Origin of the sequence: Microbacterium sp. bgisy203, assembly GCF_965345155.1 — a bacterium.
In the GTDB taxonomy this organism is placed as follows: domain Bacteria; phylum Actinomycetota; class Actinomycetes; order Actinomycetales; family Microbacteriaceae; genus Microbacterium.
The window spans coordinates 36,227-58,290 of the sequence record NZ_CBDRLZ010000011.1 but is presented as its reverse complement, the minus strand read 5'-3'; the positions used below and the strand labels follow the sequence as shown (position 1 = coordinate 58,290).

At 66.3% G+C, this 22,064-nt stretch carries 17 protein-coding genes; 14 read left to right on the top strand and 3 right to left on the bottom strand.

Annotated elements, in window-relative coordinates:
- The first annotated feature begins 73 nt into the window (after positions 1 to 73).
- The 12 genes from ACRVYW_RS13335 to ACRVYW_RS13280 all read left to right on the top strand — a co-directional run bounded on the left by ACRVYW_RS13335 (position 74) and on the right by ACRVYW_RS13280 (position 16,974).
- On the top strand, positions 74 to 721 hold the full coding sequence (locus ACRVYW_RS13335) for a hypothetical protein (protein WP_155947607.1): 648 nt from the start codon (positions 74 to 76) through the stop codon (positions 719 to 721).
- A 35-nt stretch (positions 722 to 756) separates the two neighbouring features.
- Positions 757 to 1,920 (top strand): GTPase, encoded by a 1,164-nt coding sequence (locus tag ACRVYW_RS13330; RefSeq protein WP_431805229.1) that lies wholly within the window; start codon positions 757 to 759, stop codon positions 1,918 to 1,920.
- Positions 1,921 to 1,942: 22 nt separating this feature from the next.
- On the top strand, positions 1,943 to 3,184 hold the full coding sequence (locus ACRVYW_RS13325) for an exonuclease domain-containing protein (protein WP_431805252.1): 1,242 nt from the start codon (positions 1,943 to 1,945) through the stop codon (positions 3,182 to 3,184).
- A gap of 48 nt (positions 3,185 to 3,232) precedes the next feature.
- Positions 3,233 to 4,426, top strand: a complete 1,194-nt coding sequence (locus tag ACRVYW_RS13320; protein ID WP_431805228.1) for a Fic family protein — start codon at positions 3,233 to 3,235, stop codon at positions 4,424 to 4,426.
- Positions 4,423 to 7,611 carry a type I restriction endonuclease subunit R gene (locus ACRVYW_RS13315; protein WP_431805227.1) on the top strand — a complete coding sequence of 1,063 codons (3,189 nt, stop codon included), beginning with the start codon at positions 4,423 to 4,425 and terminating at the stop codon, positions 7,609 to 7,611. Before ACRVYW_RS13320 ends, ACRVYW_RS13315 begins: the two co-directional genes overlap by 4 nt.
- Positions 7,612 to 7,686: 75 nt before the next feature.
- Positions 7,687 to 9,477: a GmrSD restriction endonuclease domain-containing protein gene (locus ACRVYW_RS13310; protein WP_431805226.1), complete on the top strand. Its 1,791-nt coding sequence runs from the start codon at positions 7,687 to 7,689 to the stop codon at positions 9,475 to 9,477.
- A gap of 18 nt (positions 9,478 to 9,495) precedes the next feature.
- Positions 9,496 to 10,395, top strand: coding sequence for an HNH endonuclease (locus ACRVYW_RS13305; protein WP_431805225.1), 900 nt, complete (start codon positions 9,496 to 9,498; stop codon positions 10,393 to 10,395).
- Between the two features lie 237 nt (positions 10,396 to 10,632).
- A complete protein-coding gene (locus ACRVYW_RS13300; protein WP_431805224.1) occupies positions 10,633 to 11,769 on the top strand; it encodes a tyrosine-type recombinase/integrase in 1,137 nt (378 codons plus the stop codon).
- A 373-nt stretch (positions 11,770 to 12,142) separates the two neighbouring features.
- Positions 12,143 to 13,537: a DUF222 domain-containing protein gene (locus tag ACRVYW_RS13295; protein ID WP_431805223.1), complete on the top strand. Its 1,395-nt coding sequence runs from the start codon at positions 12,143 to 12,145 to the stop codon at positions 13,535 to 13,537.
- A 294-nt stretch (positions 13,538 to 13,831) separates the two neighbouring features.
- Positions 13,832 to 15,682, top strand: a complete 1,851-nt coding sequence (locus ACRVYW_RS13290; protein WP_431805222.1) for a hypothetical protein — start codon at positions 13,832 to 13,834, stop codon at positions 15,680 to 15,682.
- Positions 15,682 to 16,656 carry a hypothetical protein gene (locus tag ACRVYW_RS13285; protein WP_431805221.1) on the top strand — a complete coding sequence of 325 codons (975 nt, stop codon included), beginning with the start codon at positions 15,682 to 15,684 and terminating at the stop codon, positions 16,654 to 16,656. Before ACRVYW_RS13290 ends, ACRVYW_RS13285 begins: the two co-directional genes overlap by 1 nt.
- A gap of 6 nt (positions 16,657 to 16,662) precedes the next feature.
- Positions 16,663 to 16,974, top strand: a complete 312-nt coding sequence (locus ACRVYW_RS13280) for a hypothetical protein (protein WP_431805220.1) — start codon at positions 16,663 to 16,665, stop codon at positions 16,972 to 16,974.
- Here the strand turns inward: ACRVYW_RS13280 and ACRVYW_RS13275 are convergent.
- Entirely contained in the window at positions 16,966 to 17,985 is a 1,020-nt protein-coding gene (locus ACRVYW_RS13275; protein WP_431805219.1) for a DUF2235 domain-containing protein, read from the bottom strand. The genes ACRVYW_RS13280 and ACRVYW_RS13275 overlap by 9 nt on opposite strands.
- A 41-nt stretch (positions 17,986 to 18,026) precedes the next feature.
- Positions 18,027 to 19,772, bottom strand: coding sequence for a ubiquinone-dependent pyruvate dehydrogenase (gene poxB / locus ACRVYW_RS13270; protein WP_431805218.1), 1,746 nt, complete (start codon positions 19,770 to 19,772; stop codon positions 18,027 to 18,029).
- Positions 19,773 to 19,959: 187 nt separating this feature from the next.
- Between poxB and ACRVYW_RS13265 the strand changes: the two genes are divergently transcribed.
- Positions 19,960 to 20,241: a Fe-S cluster assembly protein HesB gene (locus tag ACRVYW_RS13265; RefSeq protein WP_431805217.1), complete on the top strand. Its 282-nt coding sequence runs from the start codon at positions 19,960 to 19,962 to the stop codon at positions 20,239 to 20,241.
- 94 nt (positions 20,242 to 20,335) lie between these two features.
- Here ACRVYW_RS13265 and ACRVYW_RS13260 read toward each other — a convergent pair whose 3' ends face one another.
- A complete protein-coding gene (locus ACRVYW_RS13260; RefSeq protein WP_431805216.1) occupies positions 20,336 to 20,926 on the bottom strand; it encodes a TetR-like C-terminal domain-containing protein in 591 nt (196 codons plus the stop codon).
- Positions 20,927 to 21,049: 123 nt separating this feature from the next.
- Here ACRVYW_RS13260 and ACRVYW_RS13255 point away from each other — a divergent pair, with 123 nt between their 5' ends.
- Entirely contained in the window at positions 21,050 to 22,051 is a 1,002-nt protein-coding gene (locus tag ACRVYW_RS13255; protein WP_431805215.1) for a DUF5692 family protein, read from the top strand.
- Positions 22,052 to 22,064 lie beyond the last annotated feature (13 nt).

The following is a 22,064-nucleotide window of genomic DNA, read 5'->3' as shown; positions in this document are numbered from 1 at the left end:
ACGAGCTCGCCTGCACAGCCTCTAGGTTCGAAGTACGAATGCACCGCCGCATCCATCTGGGGAGATCCGCCGCATGACGTCCACCGCCTCACCTACTGCCGCCCAACCGCAGAAGCCGCACGCCAAGACACCGGGATGGGCCAAGTTCTTGCTCGTCCTGTTCGTCCTGCTGCTTATCGGAGCCGCAGCGTTCGGGGGAATCGCTGTCGGCAAGATGCTCGGTGCGGGCGAAGAGCGCTCGGTCCAAGTTGTGCGCTCTGTGAAGGGCGAAGAGCAGGTGATCCTCGTGACCGCGGGGGTCGGCGGAATCGAGACCGAAAGCGACAACCAGAGCTTCTTCGGACTCTTCGACATCCCGTTCTCCGACCGGCAGGTGTTCATCCAGTACGACCTCGACGCCAAGTTCGGCATCGAAGGCAAAGACATCAAGATCGTGGAGACCGGTGACAAGGCTTACACGATCACCGTCCCGACGTTCATCTACCTCGGCTACTCAGATCCGAAGTTCAGCGTCGCGACCGAGTCGAACGGCATCCTCAGCTGGACGACTCCGGAGATCGACAAGATCGCCGCTGTCGAGGACCTGCTCACCGATGACGTGATCGCCTCCCACATCGAGGACTACCGATCCCTGCTCGAGGTCCAGGCCGAGACCTTCTACACACGAATCGTCAAGGGTATCGAGCCCGAGGCGACCCTCACGTTCGAGTTCACCAAGTGACGCCCGGCGACGCATCCGAAGGAGAAGAGCGCCCCATGACCGACGGTCTGACGCCCCGGCCTGAGAAACTCGACATCGACGAACAGCCGTTCCTCGACGCGACAGCCGAAGCGAGATCGAAGTTCGGGCGCTTCAACCTCGCGATCATCGGGAGTTCCGGCGTCGGCAAGTCTTCTCTCGTGAACGCCGTGTTCGGTCGGGACTGGGCGAAGGTCGGCAAGGGCCTTCCCGTGACCCGGGGAGTCCAGTACTTCAACGATGACTCGCTCGGGATCTGGGACGTCGAAGGCTTCGAGATCGGGTCACAGGTGCCGCCCGCGGAACAACTGCGAGCTCACCTCGACACAATCTCGAAGAGCCCGCAGCTCCAGCAGATCTCGGTCGTCTGGTACTGCGTGAAGGCCAACGATGACCGCCTGACACCGGCCGACATCGCGATGATCCGCGAGCTCGACACGCAAGGTCTTCCGGTCATCCTGGTGCTGACCAAAGTCGACTGGATCAAGAACCCCATCACGGGTCAGCACGGGGTGGCCAAGGGTGTGGAGAAGTTCGTCGAGTGGCTCAACGAGCCCGTCGACCCGCAGACCGGCCTGCCGATCGACATCCCCTACCGCAGCGTGATTCTCACCTCGACGCAGGACAAGCACGGGAAGGGCAAAGGGCATGGTCTCGGTGAGCTCGTCGCGGAAACCCTCGCCCTTTCGCCGGACAACGAGAAGGACGCGTTTCGCATCGCACAACGACTCAACCTCCCCTGGAAGCGAGAACTCGCCCGTCCCGTCATCGCCGCTGCAACGACTGCGGCAGCAGGTGCCGCCGCTGTCCCGGTTCCGATCGCCGATGCCGCGATCCTGGCGCCGATCCAGCTCGGAATGATGGCGCGCATCGCCACGATCTACGACCTCGAGATCAAGACCATGATGTCCGCCGGTGCTCTCGCCCAAGTTGGAGCGCAGCTCGCCGGGCGCGCCCTCGCGAGCAGCATGCTCAAGCTGATCCCAGGCGCTGGCAGCGTCATGAACGCCGGCGTCGCCGGCGCACTCACCGCCGCCACCGGTGAGGGGTGGATGCGCCTATGCGAGCAAGTCCACACCGGGAAGCTCGACGTCGAGAAAGTGAGCAGCTCCTGGTCCGACTTTGTCCCGGGCTTCCTCGACGTCGTCCGCAAGATGGCCGAGCAGAAGCTCACCAAGTAGCCGACCGAGAGGACCCAGCCAGATGTCATTCGCTGTCGTCGACTTCGAGACCACCGGCATCCTGCCGTCGTACCACCACCGGGTCGTCGAGATCGGCGTGACCCACGTCGAGGATGACGGCACGATCTCGTTGCGGTGGGAGACGCTGATCAACCCCGAGCGTGATCTCGGGCCGCAGCGTATCCACGGGATTCATGCGGCGGACGTGCTCGACGCACCCACGTTCAGCGACGTCGCGGCCGAGTTCGCCGAGCTGCTGCAGGGCCGTGTCTTCGCGGCGCACAACGCCTCGTTCGACCTGCGCTTCCTGCAGGCAGAGTTCGAGCGCGCCGGCTATTGGCTCGGCGGCGGAACGCCGCATGTCTGCACGATGACTCTCGGCTCGAGGTTCGGGCTCGGCGGGTCCTGTTCCCTGTCGCACGCCTGCACCACTTACGGCATCGATATCGGACACGCGCACAGCGCGGGCGCCGACTCGTTCGCCGCCGCGCGACTGCTGGCGGCTTTCCACGCTGAGAGCAGCACGCGGCCTGAGTGGCTGGACTACTGGCAGCAGGCCGCCGAGTCCGGCCGCGCCTACAGCTATCCCACCGGACGCCGGACCGGCGTCGCGGTGAAGGTTCGAAGTGATGCCGGCGCGGCGCCAGTGAGCTTTCTCGAGCGGATCTCGTCGGATGCCCAACGAGCGCGCGTGGAGGGCGCCGGAGCCCGATACGTCGCTCTGCTCGACCGTTGCCTGATCGATGGCTTGATCTCGGTGAGCGAAGGGGCCCAGCTCGCCGAAGTCGCGGCCGAGCTCGGGCTGACCCGTGACGCCGTTGATGAGATCCACCGCGACTACTTCGTCGAGCTCGAACGCCGGGCCTGGGCGGACGGCATCCTGACCGAGGACGAGCGCGCCACGCTCCGTGACGTCGGTGCGCTTCTGGGGCACGACGACGAGGCTGTCGCCGCTGCGGTGGATGACGTCGCTCCGGTCGCGGGCACGGGTCAGGCCGCGTCGGCGTTCGAGCTGTCGCCCGGGGATCTCGTAGTGCTTACGGGAGAGATGCTGCGCGAACGGAGCGAGTGGGAGGCGGACTTGCGCGAGCGCGGGTTCGTGCCGCATCCGTCAGTAACCAAGAAGGTCAAACTCGTCGTCGCAGCAGATCCCGACTCGTTGTCGGGCAAGGCGAAGAAGGCCCGCGACTACGGCATCCCCATCGTCGGAGAAGGGTGGCTGGCCACCATCGTCTTTCCAAAACAGCACGAAGAAGTAAGGTAGTCACGATTTCTCTTACTTCTTCGCGAGCGCTTCGAAAGGGATGACCTGGTGCGAACCGAGCTTTACGTGAGCACGCGATTTGGCGAGCTCACAACGAACCCGACCGGCGCATGGACGCATCCCTACTTCCTCCCCGCCGCGATCCCTCGAGCCCTTCAACTTTCGCCGGAGTCGATGGCGGCCGTGTCGCGGGCCGACATCGCGCTCGGGCGACTCTCGGGGCTGGCGATGCTCATCAACGATCCTGAACTGTTGCTGGGTCCCTCGATGGCGCAGGAAGCTGTCTCGAGTTCTCGTATCGAAGGAACGCAGGCGTCACTCAGCGACGTTCTCAGCGCGGAGAGCTCGGACGAGCCGATCGAGGATGAGAACCTGCGCGAGGTGAACAACTACCTGGATGCGGCTGCCCAGGGCAGGGCACTTCTCGAGAAATGGCCCCTGACGCAGCGGTTCTTCTGCGCGTTGCATGCCACGCTGTTGGCGAACGTGCGTGGTGAGGAGAAGTTCCCTGGGGAACTACGCAGGTCGCCCGTCTGGATCGGTTCGCCCAATGCGCGCCCCGAAACGGCGCGATTCATCCCTCCACATCAAGACAGGATCGGCGACCTCTTGGCGGACTGGGAAAGATTCGTCAACGAGCCTTCGACGATGCCCCCCGTCCTGCGCGCTGCGCTCATGCACTATCAGTTCGAGACCATCCATCCGTTCCTCGATGGCAATGGCCGAATAGGTCGGCTGCTGATCGGCTTCATGCTCGTCGCAGACGGCGTCCTCAGTGCCCCGATCCTGCCGATCTCTGGCTACTTCGAGAGAAATCGTGACGCCTACTACGACCGCTTGCAGGCAGTTCGCGAGCGTGGCGAGATCGAGGAGTGGGTGCAGTTCTTCTGCGAGGGCGTCGAACAGCAAGCGAACCAGGCAGCCGCCCGTATCCAAGCGCTCGTGGAGATACGGGAGCGGTATCGGCGCGAGGCCATCGGCGATCGATCGGCACTCAGCTCGGTGATCGACCTGATCTTCCGCAACCCGGTCGTCACGGTCGCGACGGTCATGCGGCATGCCGGGGTCAGCAGGCCCGCAGGCTCAGCCGCGCTTCGACGGGCGGAGGAGCGCGGTTGGGTGCGATCCGCCGGCAGGTGGGGGCGCGGGGGCCGCGAGCGCTGGGTCGCCACTGAAGTGTGGGCTGCAGTGTCGAGCGAAGACGCGTTCGGCGAGAGCGTTGAGGGAGGCGGCACACCATGACAGCACTGTCCGAGGCTGACTGGGAGAACGACGCCCTGGAAACACTCGCCGAGCCTCTCGGTTGGCGCCCGGTTCACGGCGACCACGTCGCGCCCGGCACGGGCGAACGGGATACGTGGGATGACCTGCTGATCCGGCCCCGCCTACTCGACGCGCTTCGGCGACTGAACCCGGGCATCCCGGGCGAGTATCTGCAGCAGGCGGTCGCGGAGATCGCGGCTCCGAAGTCGCAGGATGCGATCACCGAGAACCACCGCATCCACCAATACCTCGTCAGCGGATATCCGCTGAGCTACATCGACGTCGACGGCATCGAGCAGAACCCGCGGCTCCGACTGCTCGGCACGGACCCATCCGACAATGACTGGCTCGCCGTCAACCAGCTGACGCTCCGGCGCGGTGACCTGCACCGCCGCTTCGACATTGTGCTGTTCGTGAACGGGATGCCGCTGGTCGTCGTCGAGCTCAAGCGTGCTGGCTCAGCATCCGCCGGAGTCGCCGACGCGCACAAGCAACTGCAGACCTACCTGCGCGAGTTCCCGACGGCATTCCGGTTCTGTGTGCTCACGCTCGCGACCGATGGCATCGGCGCGAAGTACGGCACGCCCTTCACGCCGCTCAACCACTTCGCGCCGTGGAACGTCGACGACGATGGCCTGCCGCTCGCGCAGCCGCGGGTCGAGGACGGCGTCTCCGTCGAGCCGATCGACGACGCGCTCAACGGCCTGTTCAATCAGGAGCGGTTCCTGCAGCTCGTCCGCAACTTCACCGCGTTCGACGAGAACGCCGACGGGCTCACGAAGCGCATCGCGAAGCCGCACCAGTACTTCGCCGTGGCGAAGGCGGTCGGCTCGACGGTGCAGGCGGTCGAGACGAACGGCAAAGCCGGCGTGGTCTGGCACACGCAGGGGTCGGGCAAGTCCATGGAGATGGAGCTGTACACGAATCTCGTGTCGCGGCATCCGAAGCTCAAGAACCCCACCGTCATCGTCGTCACCGACCGCACCGAACTCGACGGGCAGCTGTTCCAGACGTTCGACCAGAGCCTCCTCCTCGCCGAGAAGCCCGTCCAGGTGCGTGAACGCGCGCAACTACGCGACGAGCTGCGCAACCGTGTCACGGGCGGCATCTACTTCACAACGCTGCAGAAGTTCGGTCTCACCGACACGGAGAAGGCGTCAGGTACGCAGCACCCGCTCCTGACCGACCGCCGCAACGTGATCGTCGTGGTCGACGAGGCGCACCGCAGTCACTACGACGACCTCGACGGCTACGCGAGGCACCTGCGCGACGCGCTGCCCAACGCGACACTCATCGCGTTCACCGGCACGCCGATCTCGTTCGCCGAACGCAACACGCGTGCGGTGTTCGGCGACTACATCGACATCTACGACCTCACCCGGGCCGTCGACGACGGCGCGACGGTGCCGGTCTACTTCGAGCCGCGGCTCATCAAGGTCTCGTTCGCCGACGGCGCGAGCGAAGACGACATCGACCGCGCCGCCGATGAGTACACCCTGGGGCTCGATGACACCGAGCGGGCTCGCCTCGAGGCGTCCGTCGCCGTCGTCAACGCCGTCTACGGGGCGCCGGAGCGCATCGAGACACTCGCAGCGGACCTCGTGCAGCACTGGGAGGAACGGCGAGAGCGGATGAAGCCGTTCCTCGAGTCTCCCGGCAAGGCGCTCATCGTCGGCGGCACGCGCGAAATCTGCGCGCGACTCTATGCAGAGATCGTCCGACTGAGGCCCGACTGGCACTCCGATGCGCTGGACGCCGGAAAGATCAAGGTCGTCTACTCGGGGTCGGCATCCGACCAGCCGCCCGTGAGCGATCACGTCCGCCGGGACTCTGAGAACAAGGCGATCAAAGCGCGGCTGAAGGATGCCGACAACGAGCTCGAACTGGTCATCGTCAAGGACATGATGTTGACCGGCTTCGATGCCCCGCCGCTGCACACCCTCTACCTCGACCGGCCGCTCAAGGGCGCGCTGCTGATGCAGACCCTCGCGCGCGTCAACCGCACCTTCCGAGGCAAGGAGGACGGGCTGCTCGTCGCGTACGCGCCGCTCGCCGACAATCTCGCGAATGCCCTCGCGGAGTACACGACATCGGATCAGGAGAACAAGCCCGTCGGACGAAACGTCGACGAAGCGGTCGCGATCGCGATGGAGCTCGTCGCCCAAATCCGCGACATGCTTGCCGGCTGCGATTGGCGGGCGATCGTCGCGCGCGGCGGCTCACGTGCATGGCGAACAGCGGCGACCACCGCCACCAACTTCCTGCGAGACGCGACGAACCCGCTGAACGATCCGGACCTCGGCAACGACCGCCTCTCGGTGAAGTATCGGACCGCCACCGGCCAATTGGCGCGGGCATGGGCCCTTGCGTCGGGTCGCGACGGACTCGCCCGTCTGCACGACGAGATCGCCTTCTACGAAGAGGTCCGCGTGTGGATGGCGAAGTTCGATGCCGCCGAAAGGCAGTCACGCGACGAACCGATCCCCGAAGAGATCTCGCGGCTGCTCGGATCGCTGGTCGCCGACTCCATCGCCCCCGGCGAGGTCCTCGACATCTACGACGCGGCCGGTCTTCCGCGGCTCGCCCTCGACGACCTCGGACCGGAGTTCCTCGCGAAAGCGCAGGCGGCGCCGAATGCGCACCTCGCGATCGAGGCGCTCCGCAAATCACTGACGGATGCCGGCGCGAGCGCGACCCGTGGCAACCTCGTGCGTCAGCGGGCGTTCTCGGAGCGGATTGCCGAGATCATGAACCGGTACACGAACCAGCAGCTGACCTCGGCCGAGGTGATCGCGGAGCTAGTGGAGCTGGCGAAGGAGGTCGCCGCCGAGGCATCCCGCGGCACGCAGTTCTCCCCGCCGCTTTCGAGTGACGAACTCGCCTTCTACGACGCCGTCGCTACCAACGAGTCGGCGGTCGACGTGCAGGGTGAGGACGTGCTCGCGCAGATCGCCCGGGAGCTCGTTGCCGTGATGCGCCGCGATGTCCGCACCGACTGGACCGTGCGCGACGACGTCCGCGCCAAGCTGCGCTCGTCGATCAAGCGGCTGCTCGTGAAGTACAAGTACCCACCAGACAAGCAACCCGAGGCGATCAAGCTCGTCATGGACCAGATGGAGTCGATGGCGCCGCGTTATGGGGACGAGCGAGCAAACAATCGGTGACCGTGCCGCTGAGGTGGCATCTCTGCCCGTTCAATGCTGTCATCGGTTCGCCTGACCATTCTGGAGGAAAGAAGCTTGTCGAAGTACACCGTTCAGCAACACTCGGTCGAGACCTTGCTCACATGGGTCAAGTCTGGCCAGGTCGCAATCCCAGAGATGCAGCGCCCATTCGTGTGGGACTCGACGAAGGTGCGGGACCTTCTCGACTCCCTGTACAACGGGTTCCCCATCGGATACCTCATCACGTGGCAGAGCGCGGATGTCGGTTTGAAGGACGGCTCCAAGTCATCCTTCCGTCAGATTCTCATCGACGGACAACAACGAATCACGGCAATGACCGCTGCACTCGTCGGTCAGCACGTGATTGACAAGAGGTACAAGAAGAAGCGCATCAAGGTTGCCTTCAATCCGACAACCGAACAGTTCGCTACGCTCACTCCGGTCATTGAAAAAGACAGCAGCTGGATCCCGGACGTCGCCGAGTTCGTCAACGCTCCGTCGAACTACGCGGCGACCAAGTCCTACATGGATGCGAACCCGACAGTCGACGGGCACCACGTCGAGCAAGCACTGCAGCGGCTCTCCGCGATCAAGCAGGCGCAGGTCGGAATCATCAACCTGGCTGAGGACCTCGATATAGAGACTGTCACAGAGATCTTCATCCGGATCAACTCCAAAGGTGTCCCACTCAGTAGTGCTGACTTCGCGATGAGCAAGATTTCGAGCCACGGTCAACTCGGCAGCAACCTACGGAAGCTGATCGACTACTTCTGTCACCTCGCCGTCGCGCCGCACGTCTTCAGCGACATCGCCACGAATGACGCGAGCTTCGCGGCGTCCGGCTATCTTCCATCGATCTCTTGGTTGCGAAACGACACCTCCGATCTCTACGACCCCAGCTACACGGACGTGATACGTGTTGCAGGAATCAAAGAGTTTTCTCGCGGCAAGGTGGCCGCGCTTGTAAGCGTGCTTTCGGGCCGGGATTTCGAGACTCGTACCTTCAGCGAGGAGCTGGCCGTAGAGTCCTTCGACCGGCTCGAGCACGTGCTGCTCGAGATCGTCAATCAGCACAACTTCCAGCAGTTCACCCTGACGATCAAGTCCGCCGGGTTCATCTCGCCGCGATTGATCAGCTCGAAGAATGCGCTGAACTTCGCTTATGCGCTCTACCTCAAGCTGCGCACGGAGAAGAAGCTCAACGAGGGTGAGATCAAGTTTGTCACGCGACGCTGGTTTGTTATGTCGGTGCTGACCGGTCGCTACACGGGCAGCTTCGAGACCGCGTTCGAAGCGGATATCCGACGTATCAACGAGGTTGGCGCGCTTCAGGCTCTCGAGGACATCGAGGCTTCGCAGCTTTCGGAGAACTTCTGGACGGTCGCGCTCCCGATGGACATGGAGACTTCGAGCGTTCGGAGCCCGTACTTCCTCGCGTTCCTTGCCGCACAGATCCAAGCCGGATCCCGAGGGTTCCTCTCCAAGAACGTGACCGTGGCGAGCATGATCGAGGAAGTCGGCGACATTCACCACGTCGTCCCGAAGAACTACCTAGTCAAGCACGGAGAGAACGACCGCAGCGTCTACAACCAGATCGCGAACTTCGCTCTCACAGAGACGCCGATCAACATCACGATAAAGGACAGGGCGCCAGGTGACTACATGTCACAGATCGATGCACAGATCGACGATAGTGTCCTGCGGCTCGGGGAGATCACGACCGAGCGCGAGCTCGAGGCAAACTTGCAGGCCAACGCGATCCCCGAGAGTCTGCGCACAACTACCGCCGAGTCGTACCAGGCTTTCCTCAGGGAACGGCGGTTCCTAATGGCTCAGGTCATCAAGAACTACTACCTCGCACTCTAGACATCTATTGGATCACCGATGGCACTGAGAAGCAGCGCGGAGGAAGCCGCTATCCGTCAAGACGTATTCCGCTGGCTCGATGCTCGCTACAGCGAGAACGGCGGATACGAGCTGTCGCGCAAACTCCTCGAGTCGTACAGATTCAACGGCGAGCCGATCAAACTCCTCGACACTGGCCGCGGGATTCGCAACCCTGCCAGCTTCTCCTCCACACTCACGATCATGACGTCAGCAGGTCGGCGAAACCCCTACGAGGATAGTGAGAACGCTGACGGTTGGGTCACCTACCACTACCAATCGAGCAAAGGTGGCGACAACGTCAAGCTTGCGCGAGCGGTCGAGAACCGAGATCCGATCGTCTACTTCAAGGGGGTCCGTCCCGGATTCTTCGTCCCGTTCTACCCAGTCGTGATCTCGCACAACGATCCGATCGCAAGAGTCGTGAGGTTTCCACTCGACCAGGGCCTCAGCTTCCTGGGCGACCCGCTTCATTATTCGGAGGAGCAACGGCGATACGCGGATGGCATCGTTCGCACGCGACTTCATCAGCCGATCTTCCGTGCGCAAGTGCTTCACGCGTATGCAAGTTCGTGCACAGTCTGCGAACTTAAGCACTCCGAGCTCCTCGATGCAGCTCACATCGCGCCGGACGCAGACTCCGAGGGCGTCGCCCACGTAAGCAACGGGCTGGCGATGTGCAAGATTCACCACGCCGCCTACGATCGGTCGCTCATGGGAATTACCCCCGACTACGAGGTCCGCATCGATCAAGAGCTGCTCGACGAGATCGACGGTCCAATGCTTCGGCACGGCCTCCAGGACATGCACGGCAAGCGCATTGTGCTCCCCTCTAGTCGAGCGGCGTATCCCGACCGAGATCGACTCGCTAAGAGGTTCGAAATGTTTGCAAGTCGGTGATCAACCTCGCGCAGGTCATCGCCTGCTCCTCACCTACCGCCGACATTTGGCCGGCCCAGCGATCGTCGGCGCAGTGAAATCTCGACGTCGGCGGGAGCCGAACGCACCCGCGGTACCGACACGCGCGATATTCTCCAGGATCGCCGCGGATTCCCCTTGAGCGATGTTGACGCCATCGCGTGAGTGTCCGACACTGGCCCAATACTGGCCACCAAGTCGACACGAGCGGAGGTCGAGATGGGCAGCATCTCGCCGTACGAAACAGTGAAGGGCCGCCGCTACCGCGTGCGCTATCGCAAACCGGATCGCTCCTTGGCGGAGAAGCGCGGCTTCACGACGATGCGCGAGGCGAAGCTCTACCTCTCGATGGTCACGGTGTCGAAGTCGAAGGGCGAGTACATCGATCCCGTTGCGTCGCGGGTGCCGGTCATGATGTTCGCCGACAGCTGGCTGCGTTCGAAGCAGCCGCCGATGTCGAAGCCGTCGTACTACATGACTCTCGAGCGGGCGTGGAAGAACCACGTGGCTCCGGTGTGGGCGCACCGGGAGATCTGGTCCATCCGGCGCTCGGAGGTCCAGGACTGGGTATCCGAGCTCGCGACGCAGAAGTCGAGCACCGTCGTGAAACGTGCCCTCGGGGTGCTCGCCGGCATCCTCGACGTCGCCATCGACGACCGTCGGCTCGCGAGCAATCCCGCGAGGCACATCCGCAATCTCCCGCGGAAGGGTCCCGGCAAGCGGCGCGTTTACCTCTCGCACGACCAGGTGGCAACGTTGGCGGCCTGCTCGGCACACCCGACGATGGTGCTGACGCTGGCCTACACCGGCCTTCGCTGGGGCGAGGCGACCGGATTGCGGGTGCGAAGTGTGAACCGGCTGCGCAAGCGCTTCGTCATCGAGGAGAACGCGGTGATGATCGGCTACGAGATCCACGTTGGCACGCCGAAGACGCATGAGAAGCGCTCGGTTCCCTACCCCGATCGCCTCGCTCCGATGATCGAGCAGGCCTGCGCCGGCAAAGGACCTGAGGGGCTGCTCTTCGGCGACGGCGTCAACCACATGCGCAACTCGGGCAGCCAGGGCTGGTTCGCGAACGCGGTGAAGCGCGCGCAGGCTATCGATCCGTCTATCCCGCGACTCACCCCGCACGACCTCCGCCACACCGCCGCATCGCTCGCGATCAGCTCGGGCGCGAACGTGAAGGCCGTGCAGCGGATGCTCGGGCACGCCTCGGCGGCGATGACTCTCGACACCTACGCCGACCTCTTCGACGATGATCTGGATGCCGTCGCATCACGCCTCAACGACGCCATGCCCCTCATCGCGCTGCCTACCGGTCCGCACACTCGGTACGCGCGACCGAAGCGGCCGTAGAGCACATTGCTCAGTTTCTCGACTGTACTCAGGACGCTCGAAACGCTCGTTTTCGGCGTTCTGCGCCCCCAAATGAAGCCTGGCGAAGGCCTTCGAATCGGTCTCGATTCAGGCCCATAGCGTTTGGAAATGTGGGCAAAAAGTGGGCAAAAACGCGATTCGAGAGGTCTGACCACAGAAGAAATATCTGGTCAGGTGCAAAAAAGAGATGTGCCCCTGGAGGGATTCGAACCCCCGACCGTTCGCTTAGGACGCGCCCGCTCTTCCACTGAGCTACAGAGGCCAGCCCTCCGAGTTTAGCCGCCGCCGCGACAGCGCCCCGCTCGACGAGACGTTCGTCGGCAATGTCGGAACCCCCGCGTAGCGTTCAGATATGAGCTTCTTCACGGCACGCGACCCGCACCGGGATCCACTGCTGTGCGATCCCGAGCTGCGTGACGCGTACGTCCGCACGCTCGATGAGGATGCCGCGCGCTTCGACGCCGACCACGACCCGATCTTCGATGTCGACGAAGACCCGTTCGTCCTTCCGCCCGACGAGGACGAGTGGACCGAACTCGACCGTACGGTCCGCAGTGCCCGCGCCCTCGCCGTCGCGCAGGACGTGCTGTTCCACGAGGCGCTCGAGCGGGCTGCCGCAGAGCCGGATGCCTGGGTGGGACCCGACCCTACCCTCGACCGAGCGTGGCGCGACCCGAGGGGGCGCAGCACCGCACAGGTGCGCGACGACCGGCGGGACCTCGCCGTGCGCGCCGCCGCTGCCGACGTCGGCGCCCGGGTACGACTGAGCGACAACCAGGTCCGGGGCCGCGCCCACCGCGCCGCCACCCTGTCGACACGCACGCCGCTGCTCTGGGAGCGCAGCGTCACCGGCGCCGTGTCGGAGGCGAACGTCGCCATCGCCTACTCCCTCGCCACGACCCTGCCGGACGACGATCCGGATGCCTGGGCCGCCTTCGACTCGGCGATCCACCTCGCGGCCACCACCCTCACCCCAGGCCGATTCCGTCAGCGTGCCCGCGCAGCGCGCGAGCGCGCCCACCGTGAGTCGGCCACCGAGCGTCACACCCGCGCCGCCGCGGACCGACGCGTCGACGTCGACCCCGCCGTCGATGGCATGGCGTACCTCACGGCGCTGATTCCCGCGGCGCAGGCGCTCGCGATCGATGCGCACCTCGACGAGGCCGCGCGCGACCTCGCCTCCGCCGACGACGAGACGCGGACGAAGGCGCAGCTACGCGCCGATGCGTTCGTCGACCTCCTGACACGCCAACCCGAAGGCCCCGGCTCGCGCATCGGCGCGACGGTGCACGTCACTATCCCGGCGCTCGCCCTCGTCGGCCGCGCCGACGAGCCCGCCACCCTCGCGGGCTACGGTCCGATCGACCTCGACACGGCGCGAGAAATGGCGGGCGGCGTCGACTGCATCACCCGCGTCCTCACGGACCCGTTCACGGGCACCGTTCTCGACGTCGAGCGGCGTAGCTACCGCCTCCCGGCAGACCTCAAGAGGTTCCTGCGCGTCCGCTACCCGACGTGCGTCTTTCCGGGCTGCTTGCGTCCGTCGAGCGACTGCGACATGGACCACCGAAAACGATGGACCGACGGAGGCAGCACCTCGGCGGAGAACATCGGGCCGCTGTGTCCCCCACACCATCGGGTCGAGGATGAGACGCTCTGGAGATCTCAACGAGATCCCGATACCGGGACGCTCCGATGGACCAGCCCGTCGGGATTCGTCGCGTACGTCGACCCGCCGCCGTTCTGAGCCGCTCGCCGCGCTTCGACTCGGCGCTGCACTCCCCGCTCAACGACCGCGGGCAGATGCCTGCGCTCCCCGCTCAACGTCCGGGGAGGTACTCACCGGAGAACCTCGCATTTCCCCTGTCGCCGGCCCGCCCAGCGTTCTATCCTGAGCGGTATATCGGAGGTCGCGCTGCGGGGAACAGCGCCCTCCGAGAGCGGCATCCACATCGGGGGACGTATGTCGGCGACCGGATCGAGAAGTCTCACAGTGCCGTGGCCGGATCGGCGGCTACTGCGCTCCTTCGCGTTCGACCCGATGTCGACGCGCCTGTCCGGGCGCTTCCTCACGATCGACGTCCCCCTCGAACGCGACCTCGCCCCCGGCCCCTGCGGCCGCCTCGTCCAGGTCGTCGACTACGACGCCCCGCACGGCGTCTGGTACACGCCCGTCGACCTCAACGCGCCGACCGTCCTCGTCCAGCAAGGCCTCCGCCCCTCCGAAGCCGACCCCCGCACCCACCAGCAGGTCGTCTATGCCGTCGCGATGAGCGTGCTCGAACGCTTCGAGAAGTTCAGCGGCTTCCGCTTCCGCTGGCAGGGAGACGACAAGCTCCGCATCGTCCCGCACGCCTTCGAGGGTCGCAACGCCTACTTCGACAAGCGACTGCGCGCGGTCCTGTTCGGTTACTACCGCGCGGACGAGCGCGACCCCGGCGCGAACCTCCCCGGCCAGATGATGTTCACCTGCCTCTCGGTCGACGTCGTCGCCCACGAAGTGACGCACGCGATCATCCAGCGCATCCGTGAGTACTTCTCCGAACCCACCCACCCCGACGTCCTCGCCTTCCACGAGACATTCGCCGACCTCGTCGCCCTCTTCCACCACTTCACGTTCCGCGAGGTCGTCGCCGAAGCCGTCGCCACATCCCGCGGCGACCTCGAGACCGGCTCGGCCCTGCTCGACCTGGCATCCGAGTTCGGCGTCTCCACCGGCCGCGGCGCCGCCCTGCGCTCGGCGATCGGATCGGAGCGCACCCCTGACGCGTTCCTGCACGCCACCGAACCCCACGAGCGGGGCGCATGCTTCGTCGCCGCCGTCTTCGACGCGTTCCTCGACACCTACCGTGGCCGCATCGGCGACCTCCGCCGCCTCGCCTCGAACGGCACCGGCGTCCTCCCCGAAGGAGCCCTCCCACCCGACCTCGTCGACCGCGTCACATCCGAGGCCGTCAGCAACGCCGACCGAATCCTCGGCATGGTCATCCGCGGCCTGCAGTACCTCCCCGTCGTGGACGTCACCTTCGGCGACGTCGTCCGCGCCATCGTCACCGCCGACCAGGGCCTCTACCCCGACGACGCGATGCACCTGCGCGCAACGCTCATCGAGTCGTTCCGCCGCCGCGGCATCTACCCGCCCGGCGTCTCCTCCCTCGCCGACGACGCACTCCTGTGGGAGCGTCCGCGATCGCCGCTGCGCCTCACCGGCGACGCCGCGAACGTCGATCTCGCCCCGCTCATCCTCGAGGCGACCCTCGACCTCGACGTCAAGGGCACGGCATCCTTCGATCAGCCGCACGACGCACCGACCGATGACCCACCGACCAATGACACACCGCCCGATGACGCACCGCCGCGCACGAAGAGTGCGACGCGCGGTCGCGCCTACCTCGCCCGCTTCCAGGAGTGGGGGGTGCTCCACGCGTACGAGCTGGGGTTGGATGCCGCGCATAAGATCGAACTCGTCGGCGCACGCATCGTGTACCAGCGCGGCGCCGACGACCAGCCCCGTCCGATCGTCGTGCTGCAGTACGCCCAGCGCCGCGACGACCTCGAAGACCAGACCCTCACGGCGAAGGGCACGCAGATCCCGCGCGAGAAGCGCGCCGCGATCCGCGCGAGCGCGACCGTGATCGCGCGCGTCGACGGCGAGGTGCGCTACCTCGTCACGAAGCCGCTCCCGATCACCGACTCCCCCCTGCTCCAGGCACAGCCCGACCCGGTCCGCGCACTCGCCGCAGCCTACGACCAACGCGGCCGAAGACGCCTCGATGCGATTCGCTCCTGGTTCGGCGACGTCGAAGACCGCGACCCGCTCGCCTCGTGGGTCGACGGCGACGCCGCCCTGCGGCTCGACCTCGCCCGCCTCCACGCCGAGGCGGCGACGTGATGAGCGCCCCCACCGCCACCGTCCGCATGTACAACGTCGGCTTCGGCGACTGCTTCCTCGTCACCGTGACGCACGGCGAGCGCTCCTGGCGCATGCTCGTCGACTGCGGCGTCCACCCGCACGGGCGCGCCCGCCCGATCGATGACGTGGTCGCCGCCGTCATCGCCGACCTCACCGCGGTCGCCCCCGCCGGAGAGCCGCCCGCACTCGATGTCATCGTCGCGACCCATCACCACAAAGACCACATCATCGGGTTCGCGTCGCCGCAGTGGGAGGCCGTCGAGGTCGGCGAAGTGTGGGTGCCGTTCGTCGAAGACCGCTCCGACCCCGACGCGAACACCCTCCGCCACGGCCTCACCTCCGCCGCGGCCAACCTGCAGCGCGTCGTCGCGAACCTCCGCCTCGGCGTCAACACGTCCGCGCAGTCCGACAAGCTCGAGCTCGCCGGCGTCCTCGCCGTCAACTCGATGACGAACAAGAATGCCTCAGACCGCCTCCTCGGCAACGGCCGCTCCTTCCGCAACACCCCGACGGTGCGGTACCTGCCGAGCACCGACGCGGACCAGAACACGATCCCGACCGGCATCCCCGGGGCCGTCGTGCATGTCCTCGGACCCTCGCGCGATCCCGCGACCCTGAAACGCATGAACCCGCCGGCCGCATCACGCTGGCTCACCCTCGCCGGCGCGCTCCCCTCCGATCCCGACGCGCCGCCGGAGCCGCCCGGCGCTCCCCCGCCGCTGTTCGACGAGCGGTTCGTCATCGCGCGCGAGGACGCCGAGTCGGTGCTCGAACCCGAACTCATCCATGCCGGCGCGTCGCTGAAGCTCGACCAGAACATCTCCGACGCCGACGACGTGCTCGCTGCGGCATCCGTGCTCGAGCAGTCGGTGAACAACACCTCCGTGTTCTTCGTCCTCGACGTCGCCGGAACGCGCCTGCTCTTCGTCGGCGACGCCCAGCAGGGCGCATAGGAGCACGTGCTCGGCGACCCCGAGTCGCGTGAGCTGCTCACGGCGCCCGCGTTCTACAAGATCGGCCACCACGGGTCGCACAACGCGACCCCGCGCGCATTCGTCGAAGACGTGCTCGGCCACGCCGGAACGATCGCGATGCTCCCCTATGGCCGCGTCGCGCAGTGGAAGGACATCCCGAAGACGACGCTGCTCGACGCCCTCCGCGCCGACGCGGCGACGATCGTGGATGCCTCCGCCCCGGAACCGAGCGACATCGTGACCGTCGGGCCCGACGGTCTCTGGACCGAGGTCCACTTCCCCGGCGATTCAGGCTGAGCCTGCCCACCCGTCGTCGACGTACGTCACCTTCCGCCCGCGCACCGCGTCGTAGCGGGGGTCGGCGGCTGCGCGCGCCGCAACGCTCGCGTGCACGCGCGTGCCGTCGGCGACCGGCCGGCGGCGCCAGTCGAGCAGCCCCCAGATCATGCCGTTGCGATGTGCGCGCCCCGACGCCGATGCCGGAGTGACCGCGCACTCGGCCGAGCGCTTGCGCGCACGCACCAGCAGGCCTTCGGCCACCGCGGCATCCACGATCCATTTCAGCGCGATCGTCGACAGCTCGTCATCGTCGGCGTACGTGCCGCCCACATCGGAGTGGATGCCGGCGAACCACACCTCCTCGCGGGTCTTGTCGTTCGGATCGTCGATGAGGTACTCACGGAACGGGCGTCGCCGCTCGTCGAGCGAGACGGCGTGCCGGATGCGCTGCGCGTTGGGAAGGATGCGCGTGTACGGCCAGGTGATGCTGCGGCGCAGGATGCCGGCCGCCTTCACCGTGTCCCAGAGGCCCAGGTACCGGATCGGCACGGTCGTGCGGTCACCGTCGACCCGCTGCGCGAAGATCTCGGCCATCTTGTGCATGTCGTCGAGGCCTCCGGAGTACGCGGCGACCGCGTACGGGACGAGGTTCTCCGATCCCGGGCGCATCAATCCGAGCGTCCGCAGCATGCCCACGAGTGCGCGCGCGTTGTACGCGCCGCGGCTGAACCCGAAGACGTACACCTGGTCGCCCACCGACCACGTGCGCATGAGCCACGTGTACGCCTCGCCGAGGTTCTCTTTCAGTCCCGAGCCGAACGCCATACCCATCACGCGCGACCACCAGCGCGCGAGCGGTGTCCACGCGCCGGCTGCGGCGAACGTGCCCACGCCCGGGTCGTAGTACGCCACCTGTTTCGCGGGGTCGGCGAGATCGAGCATCCCATACAGCCGCACGACGTTCGTGTTGACACCCGCGCGCGGCTGCGCCGACGTCCCGTCGAAACAGACCACCAGATTCCGGACCATGTCATCGCCCCCGCCCCAGACGAACAGCTGGTCCTAGTGAATCACCGGTGGGTGAGGCGCCGCCAGACGTTCGTGTCGGCAAGATCGAGCAACTCGTCGCCGCGACCCGACAGCACGGTCTTCAGCGCCCAGACGGTGAAGCCCTTCATCTGCGCCGCCGTGATCGTGGGGGGCATAGACAGCTCCTCGCGGGCCGTGACGACGTCGACGAGCACGGGCCCGTCGGTGGCGAGCGCGCGCTCGAGCGCGGCGCGCAGGTCGCCCGGCTGCTCGACGCGGATGCCGGTGATGCCGACCGACTCGGCGACCGCCGCGAACGACGGGTTCTCGAGCCCCGTGCCGAAGTTCACGATGCCGGCCGCCTTCATCTCCAGTTCGACGAAGTTGAGCGATGCGTTGTTGAACACCACGATCTTCACCGGCAGGTCGTTCTGCCGGATCGACAGCAGATCGCCCATGAGCATCGCCAGGCCGCCGTCGCCGGCGAGGGCGATCACCTGACGCGAACGGTCGGCCGCCTGCGCGCCGAGCGCCTGCGGCATGGCGTTCGCCATCGAACCGTGTAGGAACGACCCGAGCAGGCGTCTGCGCCCGTTCATCGTGAGGTAGCGCGCCGCCCAGATGACGGGGCTTCCCACGTCGGCGGTGAACACGGCATCCTCGCTCGCGAGCTCGTCGAGCAGCGCCGCGACGTACTGCGGATGGATGGGCGCCTTGCCGTCGTCGACCGCGAGCTCGTCGAGGCCTTTCCGGGTCTTGCGGTAGTGCTCCACGGCATCCGTCACGAAGGAGTCGCTGCGTCCGTCATCGATCCGCGGGAGGAGCGCCGCCGCCGTCTCACGCACGCCGCCGACGAGTCCGACATCGATCGGGGTGCGCCGCCCGAGCTGTTCGCCGCGGATGTCGACCTGCACGATCTTCGCGTTCTCGGGGAAGAACTGTCGGTACGGGAAGTCGGTGCCGAGCATGAGCAGCGCGTCGCACTTCTCCATCGCCCGGTACCCCGACGCGAAGCCGAGAAGCCCCGTCATCCCGACGTCATACGGGTTCTCCCACTCGATGTGCTCCTTGCCGCGGAGGGCGTGCACGATCGGCGCCTGCAGCTTCGCGGCGAGCGCGACGACCTCGTCGTGCGCTCCCGCGACGCCGGCACCGGCGAGGATCGTCACTTTCTTCGCGCCGTTGAGGACGTCCGCCGCCGCGGCGAGACCCGCGTCGTCGGGCACGACGACCGACGACGTCGCGACGATGGGCGCCGTCGCCCGTCGCGAGGGCGCATCGGCGAAGAACACGTCGCCCGGCACGACGACGACCGCGACGCCGCGCTTCTCGACGGCGGTGCGCATCGCGATCTCCAGCACCCAGGGCAGCTGCGACGGGTCGCTCACGAGCTCCGAGTACACGCTGCACTCGCGGAAGAGCTCCTGCGGGTGGGTCTCCTGGAAGTAGCTGCTGCCGATCTCGGCCGACGGAATGTGGGAGGCGATCGCGAGCACGGGCACGCGCGTGCGGTTCGCATCGAACAGTCCGTTGATGAAGTGCAGATTGCCCGGGCCGCAAGAGCCCGCGACGACGGCGAGTTCGCCGTTCAGCTCGGCATCGGCCCCGGCCGCGAACGCGGCGGCCTCTTCGTGCCGCATGTGCATCCAGCGGATGCCGCCGTCCTTGCCGCTGTCGCGCCGCAGCGCGTCGGTGAACGCATTCAGGGAGTCGCCGGGAAGGCCCCACACCCGGGTCACTCCGGCACGCTTGAGGGTCTCGACGAAGAAGTCCGCAACATCTGCCATGTTCCGACGCTACGCCCGCGGGACGCGGTAGAGGTAGGGGTTGCACCGGGAAAGAAACCTCCGTATCCGGTGGGAGAGTCGAGGCATGGTGTGTCAGAGGTTGCGCAAGGCCCGGATTCTCGGAATCGTGGCCGGTCCGCAACCCCGCGGAGCAAGACCCGGACGCCATCCACGGAAGGAGAGCATCATGCTCACACTCACCGAGAACGCCACCGCCGCCATCGCGCAGCTCACCCAGCAGATCCCCGCCGACACCGCCGGCCTGCGCATCGCGAAGGCCGAGAACCCCGACCAGGGGTACGCCGTCAGCCTCACCGACGGCCCGCAGGAGGGCGACGCCGTCGTCGAGGATGCCGGAGCGCGCGTGTACGTCGATGCCCTCGCGAACGCGCAGCTCGACGACCGGGTGCTCGACGCCCAGCTCTCCGAGGACGGTTCCGTCGGCTTCGCCCTCGCACAGCAACGGTAAGCACCGCGCAGCGGCGATGAACACCGCGCAGCGACGATGAGCACAGCGGCGCCCCGGCCCGGTCACTCCCCCGACCGGCCGGGGCGCCGTCGTGTCAGCGGGCGTTCCGCGCCGCCGTCGCCGCACGCTCGAGGCTCTCGCGCACCTGCCCGTGCATGAAGAACCGCAGCCGGTCGACGAGTTCCTGCGGGTCGTCGGTCATGCCCGTGGCGATCCACTGGATCACGTGGCCCAGCACGGCGAGGGTGTAGTGGTCGACGATGAAGGCGCGATCCTCGGGTCGGACGCGGAGGTCCCCTTCGACGTCGTCGGTGACCGCACGCATCATCCTCCGCAGCGAGTGGAAGAGGAACAGCTGCAGCTCCCGGTGGCTGAGCGAATCGATCACCGAGACCGCCTCGTCCCGGTTGTCGCGCAGGTAGCGGAGGAACGCCGTGAGCCCCTCGGTCCACGTCTCGTGCCCGGCATCCTGCAGCACACGGTCGGCGATGTCGGCGGTGAACACCCATGCGGCGAGGTCGTAGACGTCATGGAAGTGGGCGTAGAAGGTCTGCCGGTGCACCCCCGCGGCATCCGCGAGGCCCGACACCGTCACCCGTGAGAGCGGCTCGGTGCGGAGCGCGTTCTTGAGAGCCCCGGCGAGCGCGAACTTCGCGGGGGCGACGCGGGCGGGTCGACCCGACACTTCCGGGGAATTGTCTATGGTCACCGCACCCGCCGCTTCCTACCGTGGGGATCAGAAGGTGCGGGACGACAGCAAGCATCGGCGAAGGAGCCCGATCCCCCGCACCATGGAGGCATCGAGATCATGTTCCTGTACGAGTCCATCCCCTGGTACTCCTGGATCGCCTGGTTCGCCGTCCTGGGTGGCTTGATCCTACTGAACGAGGTCACCCGTCGCTGGAAGTGGGTGGGTCTCGGCTTCTTCGTCGCCCTGCCGATCATCCTGACGATCTTCGTGTGGCCGACGACGGCGGGAGCCGGTTCCTCGACGGGCACATGGTTCCACTGGGTCAAGGTCTACTCGGCCCTCGCCGGTGTCCTCGGGTTCATGGCGATCCGCTACATCCCGCGTCTCGCGGCGAACAAGTGGGCGCTGCTGTTCCCGCCCGCGATCCTCGGTCTCAACATCCTCGAGGCCTGCATCCGCGACTTCCAGGTCGGCGCGATGGGCGCCGACGGCATGATCGACGGGGTCTTCATGGTCTCCGGACCCTGGAACTACATGAACGGCGTCGCCGGCATCATCAACCTCATCACCATCTGCGGGTGGATGGGCATCATCATCTCCCGCGACAGCTCGCGCGACATGGTGTGGCCCGACATGCTCTGGTTCTGGATCATCGCGTACGACCTGTGGAACTTCGCCTACGTCTACAACTGCGTCGGCGACCACTCCTTCTACGCGGGCGCGGCTCTGCTCATCTCCTGCACGATCCCGGCGTTCTTCATCAAGAAGGGTGCGTGGCTGCAGCACCGTGCCGCGACGCTCGCCCTCTGGATGATGTTCACGATGGCCGTCCCGGCATTCGTGACGAGCTCCGCGTTCTCCGTGCAGGCATCCCACGACCCGGCGGCGCTGTTCACCGTCTCCGCGATCTCTCTCGCGGCGAACCTCGCGGTGCTCGTCTACCAAGGTCACCGCATCATCACTCGCCGCCTCAACCCGCTGACGCAGGAGCTGTACACCGACCTCCCGCAGTACATCGCGGTCCGCGACGCGAACCTCGCACTCGACGACGCGACGAACGCGCACGGCGACACGTCTCATCGGACGGATGCCGGGGCGACGCCCGTGGCGACCCGGTAGCTCCCTCGTCCGG